Raw genomic sequence first — 17527 nt, 5'->3', positions numbered from 1 at the left:
CGCAACCCGCGCGGCTGGGACAAGAAGAACTACCCCCGCGGGCGCGGAGACGACCTCTTCATCACCTTCGGCAGTGCCTGGATCGCGGAGCTACCCTCGCTGGCGCGGGGACGACTCCACTGAACCGGACATCTGCCCATTCGATCGCGAGCTACCCCCGCGGGTGCAGGGACGACGAGGGTCTCTGGCGCCGCGTCAAGCTGATTCCGGAGCTACCCCCGCGGGGCGCGGGGACGACCGGACGTTGCCGTGGCAGGCCCGCAGGTAGGCGGAGCGACCCCCGCGTACGGGGACGACACCAGCACCAACCACGGCATGGAGCTACCCCCGCGGGCGCGGGGACGAACGTGGTTGGGATGGGACCGGGGCGGCCGGACGATGAGCTACCCACGCGAGTGCGGGGACGGCCAGTCACGAAGGCCCCGGCCGAAGATGGACACGGAGCTACCCCAGCAGGCGCGGTGACCGCGCCCTTGACCTGCGCCACCACCCAGGAGCTACCCCCGCGGGTGCGGGGACGACTCCGCCGTGCGGGCCAGGGACACCCGGGAGCTGGAGCTACCCCCGCGGGTGCGGGGACGACGGGTACGTCACGACGGTGACGCACTCTTTCAAGGAGCTACCCCCGCGGGTGCGGGGACGACGAGAGTGCGCTGCCCATGCTGCCGCTGCCGCAGGAGCTACCCCCGCGGGTGCGGGGACGACGCCAGCACCGTCGTGCCGTAGGCGGACGGCTCCGAACTACCCCCGCGGGCGCGGGGACGACGCCGGGGGCGCCTTCCTTCGATCGTGTACGGAGAGCTACCCCCGCGGGCGCGGGGGCGACGCGTTCAGCACCCCGTGCAGTGACTGCGACGGGGAGCTACTCCCGCGGGTGCGGGGACGACGCGGCGAGGTCGGCCTGTCCGTTCTTGACCAGGGAGCTACCCCCGCGGGCGCGGGGACGACAACGCGGAGAACTACGAGAAGGGCCTGATCACCGAACTACCCCCGCGGGGCGCGGGACGCGGGTCCTTTCCTGCGCCCAGCCCCACAGGGAGGAGCTACCCCCGCGTGTGCGGGGACGACCTGAAGGCCCGATACGACAAGTACCACGCCAAGGAGCTACCCACGCGGGCGCGGGGACGACGTGCTGAAGGGCGTGGGTACGGGCGTCTACCGCGAGATACCCCCGCGGCTGCGGGGACGACATGATCGTGGCGATCTCCTCGATGTTGAGGAACGAGCTACCCCCGCGGGTCGGGGACGACCCGGCAGGCGGCCAGCACATCGCCGGTGCCGCCGAGCTCCCCCCCCCCCCGCGGGTGCGGGGACGACGAGGCGTCGAGGATGCCGGCCGCGTTGCGGATGGAGCTGCCCCAGCGGGTGCGGGGACGACGCGCTCCCCGCCATGCCCGCCGTGAAGAAGGCAGAGTCACCCCCGCGGGTGCGGGGACGACACGCCGATAGCTTCGTGGCCGCCGTTGACGAAGGAGCTATCCCCGCGGTCGCGGGGACGACCCGGCGATCGGCCGCCAGTACTTGTAGGTGAAAGAGCTACCCCCGCAGGTGCGGGGACGACGGGAAGTCGGCGCCCTCGGTGAGCACCATGCAGGAGCTACCCCCGTGGGTGCGGGGACGACATCTGGCGAGCGTCGGCTTCGGCGACATACGGGGAGCTACCCCCGCGGGTGCGGGGACGACGGGCGGTCAGCTCTCCAGCAGGTCGATGACAGGGAGCTACCCCCGCGGGTGCGGGGACGACCCCTCGTGCGTGCGCAGGAAGTCACCCACGGTCGAGCTACCCCCGCGGGTGCGGGGACGACTCGTACATGGTGAACCACGGCTCCCGCCGGAGGTACCCCCGCCGGCGCGGAGACGACGATGCCGCGTCGCGGAACGTGGGTCGGTGCGTGGAGCTACCCCCTCGTGCGCGGGGACGATACGCACTCCTCCGCGAACAGCGCGGTGTAGTCGGAGCTACCCCTGCGGGCGCGGGGACGACACCTCGGTGGCCAACCGGCAGGCGGTGAAGTAGGAGCTACCGCCGCGTGTGTGGGGACGACGTGTCTGCGGCCAAGTACTCCGTGGAACTACCCCCGCATGCGCGGGGACGACCAGGCCGCAATGTACGAGCTGCACCGCTTCGGAGAGCAGCTCGGGGTGAACGAGCCGCTGGCGGAGCTACCTCCGCGTGTGCGGGGACGACCGCTCCCACGCGTTGCCCTTCGCCTTGTTGCGGGAGCTACCCCCGCGGGTGCGGGGACGACACCGCTACACCCCCCGCGACCCCTCCGGCCCGTACGAGCTATCCCCGCGGGCGCGGGGACGACGCGGCGAGCGTGTACGCCTTGACCGTGTCCCAGGAGCTACCCCCGCAGGCGCGGGGACGACCGCCGGGGGCGCCTTCCTTCGATCGTGTACGGAGAGCTACCCCGGCGGGCGCGGGGACGACGCCTTCAGCACCCCGTGCAGTGACTGCGACGGGGAGCTACTCCCGCGGGCGCGGGGACGACTGGCTCACCTGTACCTGAATGGGCACACCCTTAGGGCTACCCCCGCGGGCGCGGGGATGACGACGCCGACATTGCCGCAGACGCGATCAAGGAGGAGCTACCCCCGCGGGCGCGGGGCCGACGCTCTGACCAGGGCGCTGTACCCCGGCACTGGGGAGCTACCCCCGCGTGTGCGGGGACGACGATATGGGCCCCGAGGGCAATGCCGCCATCGTGGAGCTACCCCCGCGGGCGCGGGGACGACGAGTTCATCGAATCCCTCCTCAACGACGACCGGGAGCTACCCCGCGGGTGCGGGGATGACGGAATCCTCAACGCTGTCATGGCGCTGAACCCCGAGCTACCCCCGCGTGTGCGGGGACGACTGCACCATGAGCGCGCGCACGTGGTTGCAGTAGGAGCTACTCCTTCGTGTGCGGGGACGACACCACGACCAGCACGGTGCAGGCGATCGACGGGGAGCCACCCTCGCGGGTGCGGGAACGACACGTTGCATATCGAGTAGTGGCCCTGGAACGTGGAGCTACCCCCGTGGGCGCGGGGACGACCTGTACTACGCGGGCAAGAACGCGTCCAAGGGCGAGCTACCCCCGCGTGTGTGGGGACGACGGACCCGCCACCTACCAAAGTTCGGGGTCGTAAGAGCTACCCCCGCATGCGCGGGGACGACATGGCGGCCATCAACACTGCCTCCCCTGCCGGCGAGCTACCCCCGCGGGTGCGGGGACGACAAGATCTTCTTGGCGACCTTGACCTGGTTGTCGGAGCTACCCCCGCGTGTGCGGGGACGACTCCGTCTGGACCGACGAGAGAGTCCAGGTCGGAGAGCTACCCCCGCGTGTGCGGGGACGACCCAGGAGGAGCCCGCCCAGTGCGGCGACAGCCAGAGCTACCCCCGCGTGTGCGGGGACGACCGCCACGAGGCCCGGTACTGGCCAGTGATGACGGAGCTACCCCCGCGTGTGCGGGGACGACTCGGACGTGTGGGAGCAGCTGACCACCCCCGCGGAGCTACCCCCGCGTGTGCGGGGACGACCTTGTGGAGCTTCTCCCACGGGGCGATGGGCAGGAGCTACCCCCGCGTGTGCGGGGACGACCCACAGCAGGACACGACGGAACATGACGACCTCGAGCTACCCCCGCGTGTGCGGGGACGACCCACAGCAGGACACGACGGAACATGACGACCTCGAGCTACCCCCGCGTGTGCGGGGACGACACTTGTTGAGCTGCGGTGACGCTACCAAGAACTACGTTTTGCATTCACCTGGGTTGAGCTCTGGTTCCTTCGCTTCGGTGGCTGATGCTCCTGCTGGGTCGTGTTCCATCTTGCCGGAGCCGTTTGAACAGGACCCTGGCAGCTGGCAGAGCCGTGAGCACTGGGATCTGCATGCCGGTGTTGATGTCAGTGGCAGGGCCTATGGTGCCGGGCATTGGAGGGGGTTGCGTGGATCGTGAGGCTTCGGTCGTTGAGTTGATGAAGGCGATGGGGTTGTCGCCGGAGGCCGTTGAACGGGTGTCGCGGCTGTGGGGGAAGTCGGCTGCGCGCCATGGGGGCCGCACTCATCTGCTGCTGGGGCATCTGCTGGATACGGCTGCTGTGGCGGGGGTGATGTGGGACCGGTACGTGTCGGCTGCGTTGCGGCGGCGGCTGGATGAGATCAGCGGTGGGCGGGGGCGGCTGTGGTTGATGTGGGTGTGCGGCATTCACGATTGTGGGAAGGCGTGTCCGGCGTTCCAGGCCATGGACGCTGCTGAGGCCGCGCCGGTGCTGGCGGCGGGGCTGACATGGGGGCGGCTGCCGGCCAACGGGCCCAAGCGGTGGCGTCATGACGTGGCCGGGGCGGTGCTGTTGACGCCGCGGCTGGTGGCCGAGTGGGGCGGCGAGGAGGCCGCGGGGTGGGTGTGGCCGCTGGTCGCCGGACATCATGGGACGTTTCCGTCGGCGGCTGCTCTCAGCCCGCCGCGAGGGGCCCAGGGCCGGGGTGCCGCCTGGGAGGAGGCCCAGCGGGCGGTCGTGGACGTTTTCACGCGCGCTGTCGGCTTTGAGGACCTGGCGGATGTGCGGCCGGTGGGTTCCCTGCGCAAGGCTGAACAGCTGGCGTTGTCCGGCCTGATTGTGATGGCGGACTGGATCGCCAGTGACAGCAGCCAGTTTCCTGGCCTGGCGGACGCCGGTCTGATCTCTTTCGCCGAGGCACAACGGCGCGCGGAGGCGGCCTGGGAGCGGCTGCGCCTGCGTGGCGGCTGGCGGGACCTTGCCCTGCCTCAGAATCCGCTGGATCCGCTGACTCGTCGGCTGGGTGTGCAGCCGCGGGCGTCGCAGCGGGAGCTGGTGGAGCGGGCGTGGTCGATGCCGGTGCCGGGGCTGCTGGTGGCCGAGGCCCCCATGGGTGAGGGAAAGACGAAGGCGGCGCTCGCGGCCGCCGAGGTGCTGGCGGCGAGGTTCGGCCTGGACGGGGTGTTCGTGGCGATGCCGACCCAGGCGACGAGCGACCCGATGTACGAGCAGGTGCTGCAGTGGGTGCGCACCTTCGATGCGGAACTGGAGTCTCAGGTCGCGCTCCTGCACGGCCGCCGGCGCTTCAACACCTGGTGGCGGGCCATCTGGGACGGCAAGCCGCGCCCGGACGGCGAGGGGTTCGGATGCGGTGACGAGGGCCACCACGACGCCACGGGCCTGGCCGACGACGACTTCGGCGCGATCGACGAGGACGCCGAGTACGGCATGGCGCCGGCTCGGCCTTCGACAGAACAGGCCGGGGCGGACGGTCCGGCGTACTGGTTCCTGGGTGACAAGCGTGGCCTGCTCACCGCGTTCGCGGTCGGCACGGTCGACCACCTTCTGCATGCGGCGACCCGCACCCGGCACGTCATGCTCCGGTTCGCCGGGCTGGCTGGGAAGGTCGTCGTGGTGGACGAGGTGCACGCCGCGGATGTCTACATGCGGCAGTTCCTTGTCGAGGCGCTGCGCTGGCTGGGCCAGGCGGGGGTCCCCGTGGTGCTGCTGTCGGCGACGCTGCCGCCCGCGCAACGTCAGCGCTTCGTCGACGCCTACCTGTCCGGCGTGCTGGGCACGGCGGACGTGCACAAGTACGTGCCGGAGCCGGCCGGCTACCCGTGCGTCACAGTGGCCTACGGCGTCGGCGGCCGGGCAGTCGCCGAGACGTCCCGTCAGGCGGTGCCGTCCTGGCGAGAGTCGACGCCCGTGCGGCTGTCCTGGCTGCCCGATACGGACCCTGCAGGGACGCGGGTGGCCGCAGCCGTGCGTGAGGCCGTCGCAGACGGAGGGGTCGCCCTGGTGGTGGTCAACCAGGTCGCCCGGGCTCAGGCGATCTACCGCGATCTGCGCGATGGGGGTTTCGACGGCGTCCTGCACCTGCTGCATGCGCGGCTGTGCGCTGCCCACCGTGCGGACCGGACGGCCAAGTGCCTGCGTCTGATGGGGCCGCAGGCCGATGACGACCGGCCTCAGCGCATGGTGGTGGTCGCCACCCAGTTGGCCGAGCAGTCCTTCGATGTGGACGCCGACGTGCTGATCACCGACTTGGCGCCCACCGACCTCCTCCTGCAGCGCATCGGCCGGCTGCACCGCCACAGCGGTACCCCGCGTCCGGCCGCACACCAAATGCCCCGGGTGATGGTCACCGGTGCAGCGCCGGGGAGGGACGGGGCACCGCGGTTCCTGCGTGCCTCGGAGCTTATCTACGGCCAGTGGTCGCTGCTGCGGGCGGCGACCCTGGTCACGGAGGCCGCGGGCACTCTTACGGCCGCGGATGCGGGCGGGCCGGCGGCACAGGGGTGGAGCATTCCCGCCGACGTGCCGGATCTGGTGGCGCGGGCCTATGGGACTGCCGGGATCTGCCCGGCGGGCTGGAACGAGGCCGGTGCGTGGGAGCAGTGGCAGGCGAAGGAACGGGCGCGGGAGACGAGGGCCGAGGAGTACCTGCTGTGCCGTCGGCGGGAGTGGGCCTTCCCGACCCTGGAGGGGCTCCACTACGCGGGCAGCCGGGCCGCCAGCGAGGAGCAGCTCGATGCCGTCGTCCGTGACGGCGATCCGACCGTCGAAGTGGTCGTCATCCGGCGGTCCTCTGGCGGGTATCGGGCCGTCGACGGGACCTGGCTGGGAGTGCACGGCGAGGTGGATGACGACGAGGTGACCGACCGGCTGATGGGCGGCACCCTTCGCCTCCCCTCGCGTCTGACGGACGCCGCCCAGGCGGAGCTGGGCCCGCTTGCGGGGTGGGCCGGCCGGCCCTGGCTCCGATACCGCTCGGCGCTCGTGCTGGAGGAGGACGGCACGAGGCTGCTGGGCGCGGACCGGGTGTCGTACGACGACGTGCTCGGACTGGTCATCGAGCGGGAACCGAGGTGATTCGGCTGTGGAGCCGGGCCGGACATCCTCGCCCCCCGCGCTGCGGGGACAGCTTCTGATGCTGAGCGAAGTACCAAACGGGAACACCCCCGTGGTCGGGGACGGCTCCGGCTCCACCAGCCGTGCGCAGCGTACCCGCTTGGCGCCGGAAATGCTGCGTGTCGACCAGTCTGCCCCGACTTCGCCCGATCCGCTTGAAGTACCAAACATTGCCTGACACGCTTTCAAGGATTGAGCAGTCACAACTCATCGCGTCTGGCGCGGAGTTGAGTCTTCGATCATTGCGTCCGGGGGGACGCGGAAGGCCAGTACATGGATGGAGGGGGACAGCCCATGGCCAGCGAAGGAGATCTCGTCCGCGATGGATGGCTCGGCGCCGTCGACTGCGACGGCGTCCAGCAGTCCGTCGGCCTGTTGGACGCGTTATGCGACGCCCACATCGTGCGGCGTCTGGAACTTCCGGTGCACACGATGCTGCCGGTCGTGCTCCGGCAGCTGCTGCTGCCCGTGATGATCGACGCACTCGGGCCGCCCCGTACCCGGCAGGAGTGGGGTGAGCGCTTCCACCGCGGCCACTTCTCCCAGGACGAACGGGAGCGCCTCGCGCACTACCTCGGCCCCAGCTACGGGGACCGGTTCCGCCTGTTCGACGCGGAGTACCCGTTCGCCCAGGTTGCCGGCCTGGAGGCGTTGAACGGGGAAACCAAGACGGCCGCTCAGCTGGTGCCGTCCGTGGCCTCCGGTAACAACGTCCCTTTGTTCAGCGCGCTCAGCGAGGCCGACGAGCTGCTGTTGACGCCAGGGGACGCGGCGCTGTGGCTGTTGCATGTGCAGTGCTGGGACACGGCATCGATCAAGACCGGCGCGGTGGGGGACCCGCAGGCCAAGAACGGGAAGACGACCGGCAACCCGACCGGGCCGCTCGGTCAGCTCGGCGTGGTCGTCCCCACCGGGCAGACGCTGTACGAGACGCTGCTGCTGAACACGCCGATCCTGCCCGACGGACTGGAGCCGGGGGATAGGCCGCAGTGGGCATGGAACGAGCGCCCGGCCGGCTTGGGCTGCAAATCGCCGGCCGCAGCCGCCTGGTCCGAGCGGCCGGCGTCCGGTCTGCTGGACCTACTGACCTTCCAGGCCCGCCGGATCCGTCTGATCGCCTGCGAGACGAAGCAGGGACCGCGGGTGCACCGGGCGATCGTGTCGGCCGGCGACCGGCTGGCGCTCACGCCCGAGGCCGAGCCCCACACGGCGTGGCACCACACCGCCAAACCGAAGAAGGGCCAACCCCACCGGCGGCCCCGCCGGCACACCTCGGGCCGCGCCGCCTGGCAAGGGCTGGGAACTCTTTTGGCGATGACGCTGCCCCTCGAGGGCGACGGCCCCTACACCTCGCTGCTGCTACGCCAGATCGGAGACCTGCAGGGCTCCGGGGTGCTGTCCGGACGGTATCCGCTGGGGGCGGAGACGTCGGGTCTGGAGTACGGCACACAGTCCGCCGTGGTCGAGAACGCCATCGGTGATGACCTGCCCCTGCCGGTGAAGGCGCTGCTCGCTCAGGACGACTGGCTGCGTAAAGCCCTGCTGGAGTGCGTGGCGCAGGCGGACCAGGCCGCCCGGGCCCTGGACGGTCTCAACAACGACCTGCGGCGTGCCGCCGGCGGCGATCCGCTGCCCCGTGACAAGGGCAGCCGACCGTCCGCGCGACTCCTGCACAGCCTCGACGCAACCATGCGCCGCCTGCTCGCCGGACTGCGGACCGTCGACGAGGACGACGAGGAACTCCTGGAACGCGCCCAACTCGCCTGGGAGCAGTCCGTTCAGAGTGCCGTCGACCGGGAGGCAGACCTCCTGATCGCAGCAGCCCCGCCGCGGGCCGTGGTGGGCCGCACGGTGAAGAACGGCGACAAGGAGTTCGTCTACCGCAGCGGCAAGGCCATCGGCGCCTTCCGGGCAAGGCTCGCCGACATCCTGAAGCGGGCCGCCGAGGAACGCCGCGTCAACCGCGAGGAGGCGGCCGCAGCATGACGACCACCAGCCCCACCCCCAGCATCCGTCCCACGGGGGACCGGACCCGGCTGTTCTTCTGGGAGGAGATGGCCCGGGACTGGCAGTCGGCGCGCAACGAAGGGCGGCGCCCGGCGTTCTCCGAGTACGTCTCGCGGAATCTGCGGGCGCTGCGCGAGGGCGTCAACCGGGAGCCGGGGACCGACCCGTCCCTGCGGTCCGTCCATCGCGTCCCCTTGCCAGACGACGGTTGCGACCGCCTCCCGGACCGCTACATCGCAGAGCACCACACGCTCACGCTGTTCGGGCTGCACCAGCATGCTGCCTCCGAACCCGTCCACCAGCCAGAGGTGGGTCTGGGTACCGCCTGCCTGCTGCTGCGCCGTAGCCAGGCGCTGACGCAGGCCGCCGTGGAGCGTCGGCTGACCGCGGCCGCGACCGCCCAGGACCTCAACGAGCTGGTACAGCACCTTCAGCGGCTTGTGCCGCTCCTGCGCCAAGCGAGCATCGGACTGGACTACACCCGCCTGTTTCGCGAACTGACCGCGTGGGACGGACCGGACCGCAATCGGGTGCTGCGCTCCTGGGGCCTGCAGTACACCGACCCCGGCACAACGACCCCACAAGACGAGAGCAGCGCCGGCCAGGAGCGCACGCCGTACTGGGCGACGTTCGACCCCGCCAGCCGAGATGCCGGAGCGGACTTGGCCGCGCTGCGATCGGGCACCGGCCGCGAGCCGGGCACGGTCGCCGCGATGTGGCCGTTCCACCGCACCCGCATGGTCTCGAAGTGGCGCAACAAGGGCTCCCTCACCCGGGACCTGGCAGCCGAGCACACCGCGCTCACCCTCTTCGCCCGCCACCAGCAGACCCACGACCGCCGGATGCACATGGCGGGCAACAGCCCGGGCACCGCCGCCGGCCTGCTCGCCCGCAAGGCGGCCGCGGACAGCGAAGGCAAGGCCGCCACCGCGGCGCTCGAGCGACGCTTCGGCGTTCTGCTCACCTCCGCTGACGCCGACGAGCTCGCCATGCACCTGCGCTCCCTGGTCCCGCTGTTGAACCAGGCCGGAGTCGGACTCGACTACGACCTGCTCCGCACCGCTCTGCGGACCTGGGACGACCCTCGCCGCCCGGGCGCCGCGGCCGGCTTCCGGCAGCGGTGGGACCGCGACTTCCACATCGCCTCCTCCTGACACCCACCCGGGCAGACCAGTCGCCACCGCACCACCGGGCTCCCCGCCCAGCGCACCCGACCACGTCAACCCTCCTCCCTGCGCGCCCGCTCAAGCGGCGCCCCTGCCTTCAAGGAGTCATGCCATGAGCCAGCCCACCCTCTTCGTCGAGGTCCACATCCTGCAGAGCCTGCCGCCGTCCAACGTGAACCGGGACGACTCCGGCACCCCGAAGCAGGCCGTCTACGGCGGCGCCCGCCGCGCCCGCGTCTCCTCACAGGCGTGGAAGCGGGCCACCCGCACCGAGTACGCCAAGCACATGCCAAACGCCGACCGGGCCACCCGCACCAAGCGGATCGCCACCCTGCTCGCCCAGCGCCTCGCCCGCCCCGCCGCCGAAGCCGGCGCCGGACTCACCGGCGAGCAGGCCGACCGTCTGGCCGCCGCCCTGCTGGAGCCGCTCGGCATCACCAAGTCCACCAAAAGGGACGACCAGTCCGCCTACCTGCTGTTCTTCGGCAAGAAGCAGCTCGACGCCCTGGTCCAGCTGCTTGACGGCAAAGCCGCCGAGCTCGCCGCCCTACCCGACGACGACCTCAAGAACGAGGTGAAGAAGCTCGCCGTCGTCCAGACGCTGTCCACCGGACACCCGGCCGAGGTCGCCCTGTTCGGCCGCATGGTCGCCGACCTGCCCGCCCTGAACGTGGACGCCTCCGTCCAGGTCGCGCACGCCCTGTCCACCCACGCCGTTCGCACCGAGTTCGACTACTACACCGCAGTCGACGACGAGAACACCGACGACCACGGCGCCGGCATGATCGGCACCGTCGAGTTCAATTCCTCCACCCTGTACCGCTACGCCGTCCTCGGCGTGCACCAGCTGCGTGACAACCTCACCGACGCCGAAGAGACCCGCCAGACGGCGGTCCGGTTCGTCGACGCGTTCGCCCGGTCCATGCCGACCGGGCACCAGAACTCCTTCGCCCACCGCACCCTGCCCCACCTGGTGCTGCTGACTGTCCGCGCCGACCAGCCGGTGAACCTGGTCTCCGCCTACGAGGAGCCTGTCACCGGCGTCACCGGCCTGGCCTCGGAATCCGTCGTGCGGCTCGCCGACGAGCTCAAGGCGGTCGGCGAGACCTGGGGCGACAAGCCGCTGCGGACCCTGGCCACCTACACCGCCGAAGGCGACAAGATCACCGAGGTCTTCGGTTCCTCCCTGCCCTTCCCCGCCCTGCTGGACTCCGTCGACGCCCTGGTCGGGCAGTGGCTCGCCGACGGCGAGATCGCGCCGGCCGAGACCGCCCAGGCCGACGCCCGATGACCGGCACCGACCACGCCGTCCTCGTGCTGCGGCTGGCTGCTCCGCTCCAGTCCTGGGGCGGCCCGTCCCGCTACAACCGGCGCGAGACGCGTCCCCAGCCCACCAAGTCCGGCGTCCTCGGCCTCCTGTCCGCCGCCGAAGGCCGCGACCGTGAGGCCCCGCTCACCGACCTTCTCGGCCTGCAACTCGGCGTCCGCGTGGACCAGCCCGGCACTCTGCTGCGGGACTACCACACCTACAGCGACTACCGCGGACTGCCGCTGCCATCAGCCAAGGCCAACGCCAAGGGACAGCAGACCAGGACCGCCCCACCCAAGTACACCGGCGTCACCCAGCGTTTCTACCTCCAGGACGCCGTCTTCGTCGCCGCCCTCCGCGGCCCGACAGCCCTCCTGCAGGGCCTGGAAGAAGCCGTCCGCAACCCCGTCTTCCCGCTCAGCCTCGGCCGCCGCTCCTGCCCGCCCACCGGACCCGTCAGCATCGGACTCCGCCCCGACACCCCGCTGGACGAAGCCCTGGAAGAAGTGCCCTGGCAGGCAGGCAGCCACCGCCGCCGCCAGACCCGCAGCGCCACCGTGTCCCTGGAGGCAACCATCGAGGACCCGGCTGGCGACCAGCTCGCCGTCGACGTCCCCGACACCTACGACCTCAAGACCGGAACCCGGTTCGGCCGGCGCGCCGTCCGTCACCGCTGGGTCACCGTCCCCACCGACCGCCCCCAGTCGGCCCACCCCGCAGCGGACACCGGCACCGCCGGACACTCCGACCACGACCCGTTCGCCCTCCTGGGCTGGTGACCACATGCCCTACCTGTCGAAGATCGCTCTCAACCCGCGCCGCCGCGCCGCCGTGGCCCTGCTCTCCAGCCCGCACCGCCTGCACGCCGCCATCCTGTCCGGACTGGCCGTACAGCCCGTCACCGAACGCGTCCTGTGGCGCCTGGACAGCAACACCCCGCACCGGGCAGACATCCTCATCCTCACCGAGAGCCGCCCCTCCTGGGCCCACCTCGTCGAGGACGCGGGCTGGCCCGGAGCCGACGGAGGCGCCTCACTCATCGCCGACTACACGCCCCTGCTGGAACACATCGTCCGCGGCCGCGAATTCAGCTTCCGTCTCACCGCCAACCCCGTCCAGAACGTCCCCCGGCCCAGCCGACCGAGCGAACAGCAGGCCACCCGCCTGAAGGAAGAGGCCGACAACGGCAGCCGGCACCGAGGCTTCCGTGTCGCCCACCGCACCGCCGCCCAGCAACTCCAATGGCTCCTCAAGCGATGCGAACGCCACGGCTTCAACATCCCCGGCGCCACCGCCACACCCCCCGCCCCCGGCCTGCAGACCCAGGGCGAAGACGTGTCCGCCGGGCCTGCGGTAACCATCGTCAGCCGCGACATCCTCCGCTTCCGCAAGCGCCCCGACGGCCCCCGCGTCACCCTTTCCACCGCAACCTTCGAAGGACGTCTCCGCGTCACCGACCCCGACACACTGCGCGTCGCCCTCCTCGGCGGCATCGGCCCCGCCAAGGGCTACGGACAGGGCCTGCTCACCCTCGCCCCGCTCCACACCACCGAGGCGCACCATGGCTGAACCCTGGTGGCGGACCGGACCGCGGGACCTCCACCGGCTCGAGGACCGCATCACCAGCCTCTACGCCGAGCGCTGCCACATCGACCGGGACGACACGCCATCGTCCTGATCAACAAGGCACGCACCGTCCACGTCCCGGCTGCCTGGCTCGCCGTCCTCCTCATCGGACCCGGCAGCCGGATCACCCACTCCCATCACCCTGCTCGCCGACTCCGGCACCGCCGTGTGTTGGGTCGGCGAGCAGGGCGTACGCCTCTATGCCACGGGCACCAGCACCGCGCGCGGCTCCCAGCTCCAGCTCCGCCAGGCTGGCTGGGCACCCGCCGCAAAGAACGCGTCGCCGTCGCCCGCCGCATGTTTCATGTGCTTACCCGGCGAGAACACCACCGGCACCCGCGGGGGTAGCTCCTGGACTGGATCCGCCCCGCGACCGCTTCCGGAGTAGTCCCCGCACTCGCGGGGATAGCTCCCGCGCCAAGCAGGGCAGCGAAATCCTCAACCGGTTGTCTCCGCACCCGCGGGGGTAGCTCCGTCAGCCGGATTGCCTTGCCAGTGAGGTCGAAGTCGTCCCCGCACCCGCGGGGGTAGCTCCCCCTGGATCAGGGACTTGCCCGCGGCCACCAGGTCGTCTCCGCACCCGCGGGGGTAGCTCGTCGTTCGCCACCTGGCTCCCGCCCGGCCTGTAGTCGTCCCCACGCCCGCGGGGGTAGCTCGGGTCTGGTCTGGGCCTGATGGACGTACTGGAGGTCGTCCCCGCGCCCGCGGGGGTAGTTCGGCCCGGCACGCCGCGGCCGTCGCCGGCGCCGTCTACGACCACGTGGTCGACCGCTTCGTGCCCTAGGCGGAGGGCGTACGGAGAGGGGTCTGGCCGTATTCGATCTTCTCGGCCGCCTCTTCCTCATCCACGCACACGGTGCCTTGCCCGCGGCAGTCGTCGCACTTGTCCCAGTAGTGGTCGGGCTCATCGGTAGCTTCGTCGATGATCCCCCGGAGGACCTGCACGGACCCGTCCCCGTGGCAGTCAGTGCACGTGAACTCGTACTCGCCCGGCACCAATTCCATCGCGCTGACCTCTCTCCGGACCGTGTGTGACGGGTCGTGATCCTACTCAGCTGCCGCTGGGGGCGGTCTCACGGCAGAGCCCGCCCCCATGGTTCCGGCGTCAGTACCGGCTCTGAACCCACAGCAGGAGCAGGCTCACCGCGCCGCTACCCACCCCGTAGGCCATGCCGCGGGCGGCGTGCTGGTGGATGCGCCACTCCCACAGTCGCCGGCGCCGCCGCGCTATGCGGCCCTCCGGCTCGTCGGGCGTGTTGCTGACGTCCTTGCCCTTGCTACCGTCGCTCATGACGGTCCCCTCTCCATCGTGGGATTGATCCGCGTGAGGGGGGTTTTCCGCCCGGTAGTTGCCTGCCCGGGCATCGGACGGGAGGCCCCCTTCTGCGCCGTCGACCTGACGGCCCCTTGTAGAGAGCTTCTCCGGCTTTCCGGGCTTCTTCAAGGGACGTTTGTGCTGCTCAGGCGTCCTGTTCCGTCAACATTGCTGTGCCCCAACGGTGTTCTCCGTCAAGTTCGATTGCGACTTTTTGCGGAGCGAAGCACTCCTCAGCCGCCGACGGGCGTGTCCCAGAATCCGGTGTGGGCGAGGGTGTCGGCGGTGACGGGGGGTTCGCGTTCGGCGAGGAGGGGGTGGGTGGCGGCCATCTGTCGGATGATCAGTTTGGGGTAGCCGGAGTCGACAGGCCAGCCGCCCTGGACCGTGAGAAGGGTGTGCACGCCGTCCGACCCGTGGGCACCGTGAGCCACTCGATGCAGCCTATGTAGATCGTCGCGCATGGATCGCTGCGGCTTCTCGCTACGGATTGACTTGGTGGGAGGGATCCAAGCCGGACGAGCTGATGGGACTTTTTGAGAAGCACGGCGAGGCCGACCCTTCACTGGCGATCTACCTTGCTTACGGCTTGGCAGACCTCGGGCGACGGGACCTGGTCGGGAAGTTGTTGACGCGAGACAACCTAGAATCCGGGAATGCGTTCTACGACGTCAGCCTCTTGTCGGAGGGCTGGGGCCGTCCGGTGCTCCCGTTCACGCCGCTACTGGCTCGCGGGTGGGCCCTGGTAGGCCCGCTCACAGGGGACGAAGTACCAGACGTGCCCGCTCCGCAGGCATCGCACTGGACGCTCTTCACAGATGCAGACCTGCCTCGTCTCCTGGGCCTGCTTGGAGGGTAGGGAGGTTCCGTCATGCGCCGACTCGTTCTCATCCACGGACGGTCCCAGCAGCGCAAGGACGCAGAGGACCTGAAGCAAGAGTGGGTACAAGCACCTCACAACGGTCTGGCTGGTGCAGGCGTAAGCGCGACCGTTCCTGAGGAACGGATTCGGTTTCCCTACTACGGAGGGGTCTGCCGCACGATCGGGTGACATCTGAACTGGCTTCTGCCGCACTGGCGTCACCTGGCACCGCGAGGATCGGTCAGGCGAACACGTCGCGTGACCAACCAGCGTGGCGAGTGCTGTCATGACCCGGTTCCGAGTGGCGAGATGTGGTGTGCCGAGGAGCGGTGGCGCAGGGCGTCGACCATCGCCGTGAGGGGGTGCGTGTGGGCGGCGGTCATCTGTCGGGCGGGGGCTTGTCGTTTGGCGTGTTTGTGCAGGAGGCGCGCGCGGCCGTCTTCGACGGTCCGCTCTTCGAGGAACACTTTGCTGAAGGTCGTCATGACGGCGTCTGGTCCGGTGGGTTGGGGGTCCGGATCTGGTTCTGGGTGGAGGAAGGTCGCTCCTTCGGTGGCCTCGTGGCGGGCGTCGTCGAGCAGCTGCCTGAAGTGGTCGGCGTCGCCGCCCAGGACGAGGACGAAGGCCTCGAGGACGTCGTGGTGGGGCAGGACTGTGGCTTCGAGGATGGAGGCGACGGCACCGGCGCTCAGGAGCCAGCGGCTGGCGACCGCGACGTCGCTCGGTGCGGGGCGCCCTGCGCGCAGGTGCAGGGTGTGCACGGCGGTGCGCAGCCGCTCGGCGGCAGGCATAGGGGGCTCGTCCGGCGGCACGGCGGGCTCTCGGCTCTTCTCGCTGAGCTTCTCGGATTCCCAGACGGTCCGCAGCACGGTCGGGTCGGCGCCGCAGGTTCGAGCGAACTTCCGTGTGAGGGCCCAGGTCGGCACGCGCTCACCGGACAGGATGCGCGACAGGTAAGAGGCGGAACATCCGATGCGGCTGCTGACCTCCTTGTTCGTGAGCTGAGCGGTGCGGATCAGCATGGACAGGATCGGCGCGAGCCGGTTGTACGCCGCTCCGGATGATTCGATCGGTGTGGTTTGGTCGGTGCCGTCGCCTCGTTCGGGGCCTGGTTCGCGGGGCTCAGCCCCGGCTTCGTTGGCGGCGGGTTCCTCGGGGGTGTTGGCGGCGTGGGGTCTGGGGTTGTTGAAGAGGCCGGCGAGTGAAGTGAGTGCCCTCTCGGAGCGGTTGAAGCGGGCCAGGCGCCGCAGGATGTACCGCTCGGTGTAGCGGTGGCGGGCGGTGTCCTCGCTGATACGCAAGATGGAGCTGATGGTGGACCAGGTGAGACGCCGGTAGCGAGCGCGGCCGACCACCGCCGCCGTCAGGCCGTCGAGCTGCTCGTGCAGCTGGGCGATGCGGCGCAGGGGTTCTTCCCCGTCAAAGGACGGCAGGAGCCGCGCCAGGTCGCGGGCACCGTCCTGGATGTCCTTGGCGATCTCGATGAGGAGTTCGTCGCCCGCCGTCGTGCCATGTGCAGCAGGGCGTGGCGCCTGAGTCCGGGGGGTCGGCCGCGCTTCGGTCGCCACGGCCTCCGCAGGAGTGGTGGGTGCCGGGGTTTGGGCCGGCGGATCGCCGTGCATGCGGCGGCGGTGGGCGGCCTGACGGCAGGCATCTCCGCAGTACTTGCGGGGCCGGCCCTTGCCTGGTCCGCCGGTCAGGGCGGTGCCGCAGAACTCGCATGTGTCGCTCACTGATCTTCCATCCCGTCACGAAAAGGGTTCAGAGCGGGTTTCGCGGCGTTGATACAGCCGAATTTCACCGGCTTTCGTGACACGTCGCGTCCCTGGGGGGCTGGGCCCGATCACGGGCGGGCCCAGCCCGTCTGGGGTGGGTGGCGGGGGACTGACCATCAGCGCCCGCACCGCATGATGGGTGTCAGCGCCGGTAACGGCGGCGACGGAAGAGCTTGAACGCGGCGCCGGACAGCACACCGGCCACGGCGTAGACGGCTTCCGGGGAGACCGTCACGTGAACAGGCGGGCGAAAAATCAGCACGTACCCGGTGAACAAGACCCCGAGGAACGCAACGGCCACCGGTGTGCCAAACCGGTTCACGTAACGGAATCTTTCGTTACGGCCATTACGCTTGCCACCGTCAAAGTGGCCGGAAGGCCGTTTGGCACGGCGGCGCCGAGGGGTAGATCGCCCCATGGGGCACTCCTTTGTGTCGCAGAAAGCGTGCGGGATCTCGGACAGTGTTTGGACGACTCAGTCGAGATCCCGCACGCACCTGAGGGTGAAGGTGCCGATACACAGTGCGATGAGCTAATCACCCATTTGCCGCACTCGGG

11 protein-coding genes are annotated in these 17527 nt (G+C 70.4%); 6 read left to right on the top strand and 5 right to left on the bottom strand.

Going from position 1 to position 17527, the window contains the following annotated elements:
- Positions 1-3867: 3867 nt before the first annotated feature.
- The 6 genes from cas3 (at position 3868) to cas6e (ending at position 12960) form a co-directional block, all read left to right on the top strand.
- On the top strand, positions 3868-6870 hold the full coding sequence (gene cas3 / locus HNR57_RS37340) for a CRISPR-associated helicase Cas3' (RefSeq protein ID WP_425583478.1): 3003 nt from the start codon (positions 3868-3870) through the stop codon (positions 6868-6870).
- 333 nt (positions 6871-7203) lie between these two features.
- Positions 7204-8895, top strand: a complete 1692-nt coding sequence (gene casA / locus HNR57_RS37335) for a type I-E CRISPR-associated protein Cse1/CasA (protein ID WP_184567566.1) — start codon at positions 7204-7206, stop codon at positions 8893-8895.
- Entirely contained in the window at positions 8892-10070 is a 1179-nt protein-coding gene (casB, locus tag HNR57_RS37330; protein ID WP_184567564.1) for a type I-E CRISPR-associated protein Cse2/CasB, read from the top strand. Before casA ends, casB begins: the two co-directional genes overlap by 4 nt.
- Before the next feature lie 124 nt (positions 10071-10194).
- Positions 10195-11373, top strand: coding sequence for a type I-E CRISPR-associated protein Cas7/Cse4/CasC (gene cas7e, locus HNR57_RS37325; protein WP_184567562.1), 1179 nt, complete (start codon positions 10195-10197; stop codon positions 11371-11373).
- The gene (gene cas5e, locus HNR57_RS37320) at positions 11370-12170 is read left to right on the top strand and encodes a type I-E CRISPR-associated protein Cas5/CasD (protein WP_184567561.1); all 801 of its coding nucleotides are present in this window, start codon (positions 11370-11372) and stop codon (positions 12168-12170) included. The genes cas7e and cas5e overlap by 4 nt, the downstream gene beginning before the upstream one ends.
- A 4-nt stretch (positions 12171-12174) precedes the next feature.
- On the top strand, positions 12175-12960 hold the full coding sequence (gene cas6e / locus HNR57_RS37315; protein ID WP_184567559.1) for a type I-E CRISPR-associated protein Cas6/Cse3/CasE: 786 nt from the start codon (positions 12175-12177) through the stop codon (positions 12958-12960).
- Between the two features lie 837 nt (positions 12961-13797).
- Here cas6e and HNR57_RS37305 read toward each other — a convergent pair.
- From HNR57_RS37305 to HNR57_RS37285, 5 genes are all read right to left on the bottom strand, one after another.
- Complete coding sequence (locus HNR57_RS37305) at positions 13798-14022, bottom strand: hypothetical protein (protein ID WP_184567548.1); 225 nt, start codon at positions 14020-14022, stop codon at positions 13798-13800.
- A gap of 100 nt (positions 14023-14122) precedes the next feature.
- Entirely contained in the window at positions 14123-14308 is a 186-nt protein-coding gene (locus HNR57_RS37300; RefSeq protein WP_184567546.1) for a hypothetical protein, read from the bottom strand.
- 257 nt (positions 14309-14565) lie between these two features.
- A complete protein-coding gene (locus HNR57_RS37295) occupies positions 14566-14766 on the bottom strand; it encodes a hypothetical protein (RefSeq protein ID WP_184567544.1) in 201 nt (66 codons plus the stop codon).
- A 712-nt stretch (positions 14767-15478) separates the two neighbouring features.
- Positions 15479-16927, bottom strand: coding sequence for a helix-turn-helix domain-containing protein (locus HNR57_RS40745; RefSeq protein WP_184567542.1), 1449 nt, complete (start codon positions 16925-16927; stop codon positions 15479-15481).
- Positions 16928-17111: 184 nt separating this feature from the next.
- Positions 17112-17387, bottom strand: coding sequence for a hypothetical protein (locus tag HNR57_RS37285; RefSeq protein ID WP_184567540.1), 276 nt, complete (start codon positions 17385-17387; stop codon positions 17112-17114).
- Positions 17388-17527 lie beyond the last annotated feature (140 nt).

The sequence above is a fragment of the Streptomyces paradoxus genome, assembly GCF_014202475.1.
In the GTDB taxonomy this organism is placed as follows: Bacteria; Actinomycetota; Actinomycetes; order Streptomycetales; family Streptomycetaceae; genus Streptomyces; species Streptomyces paradoxus.
The sequence above is the reverse complement of the archived record's forward strand: the minus strand, read 5'-3'. Positions and strand labels throughout refer to the sequence as shown.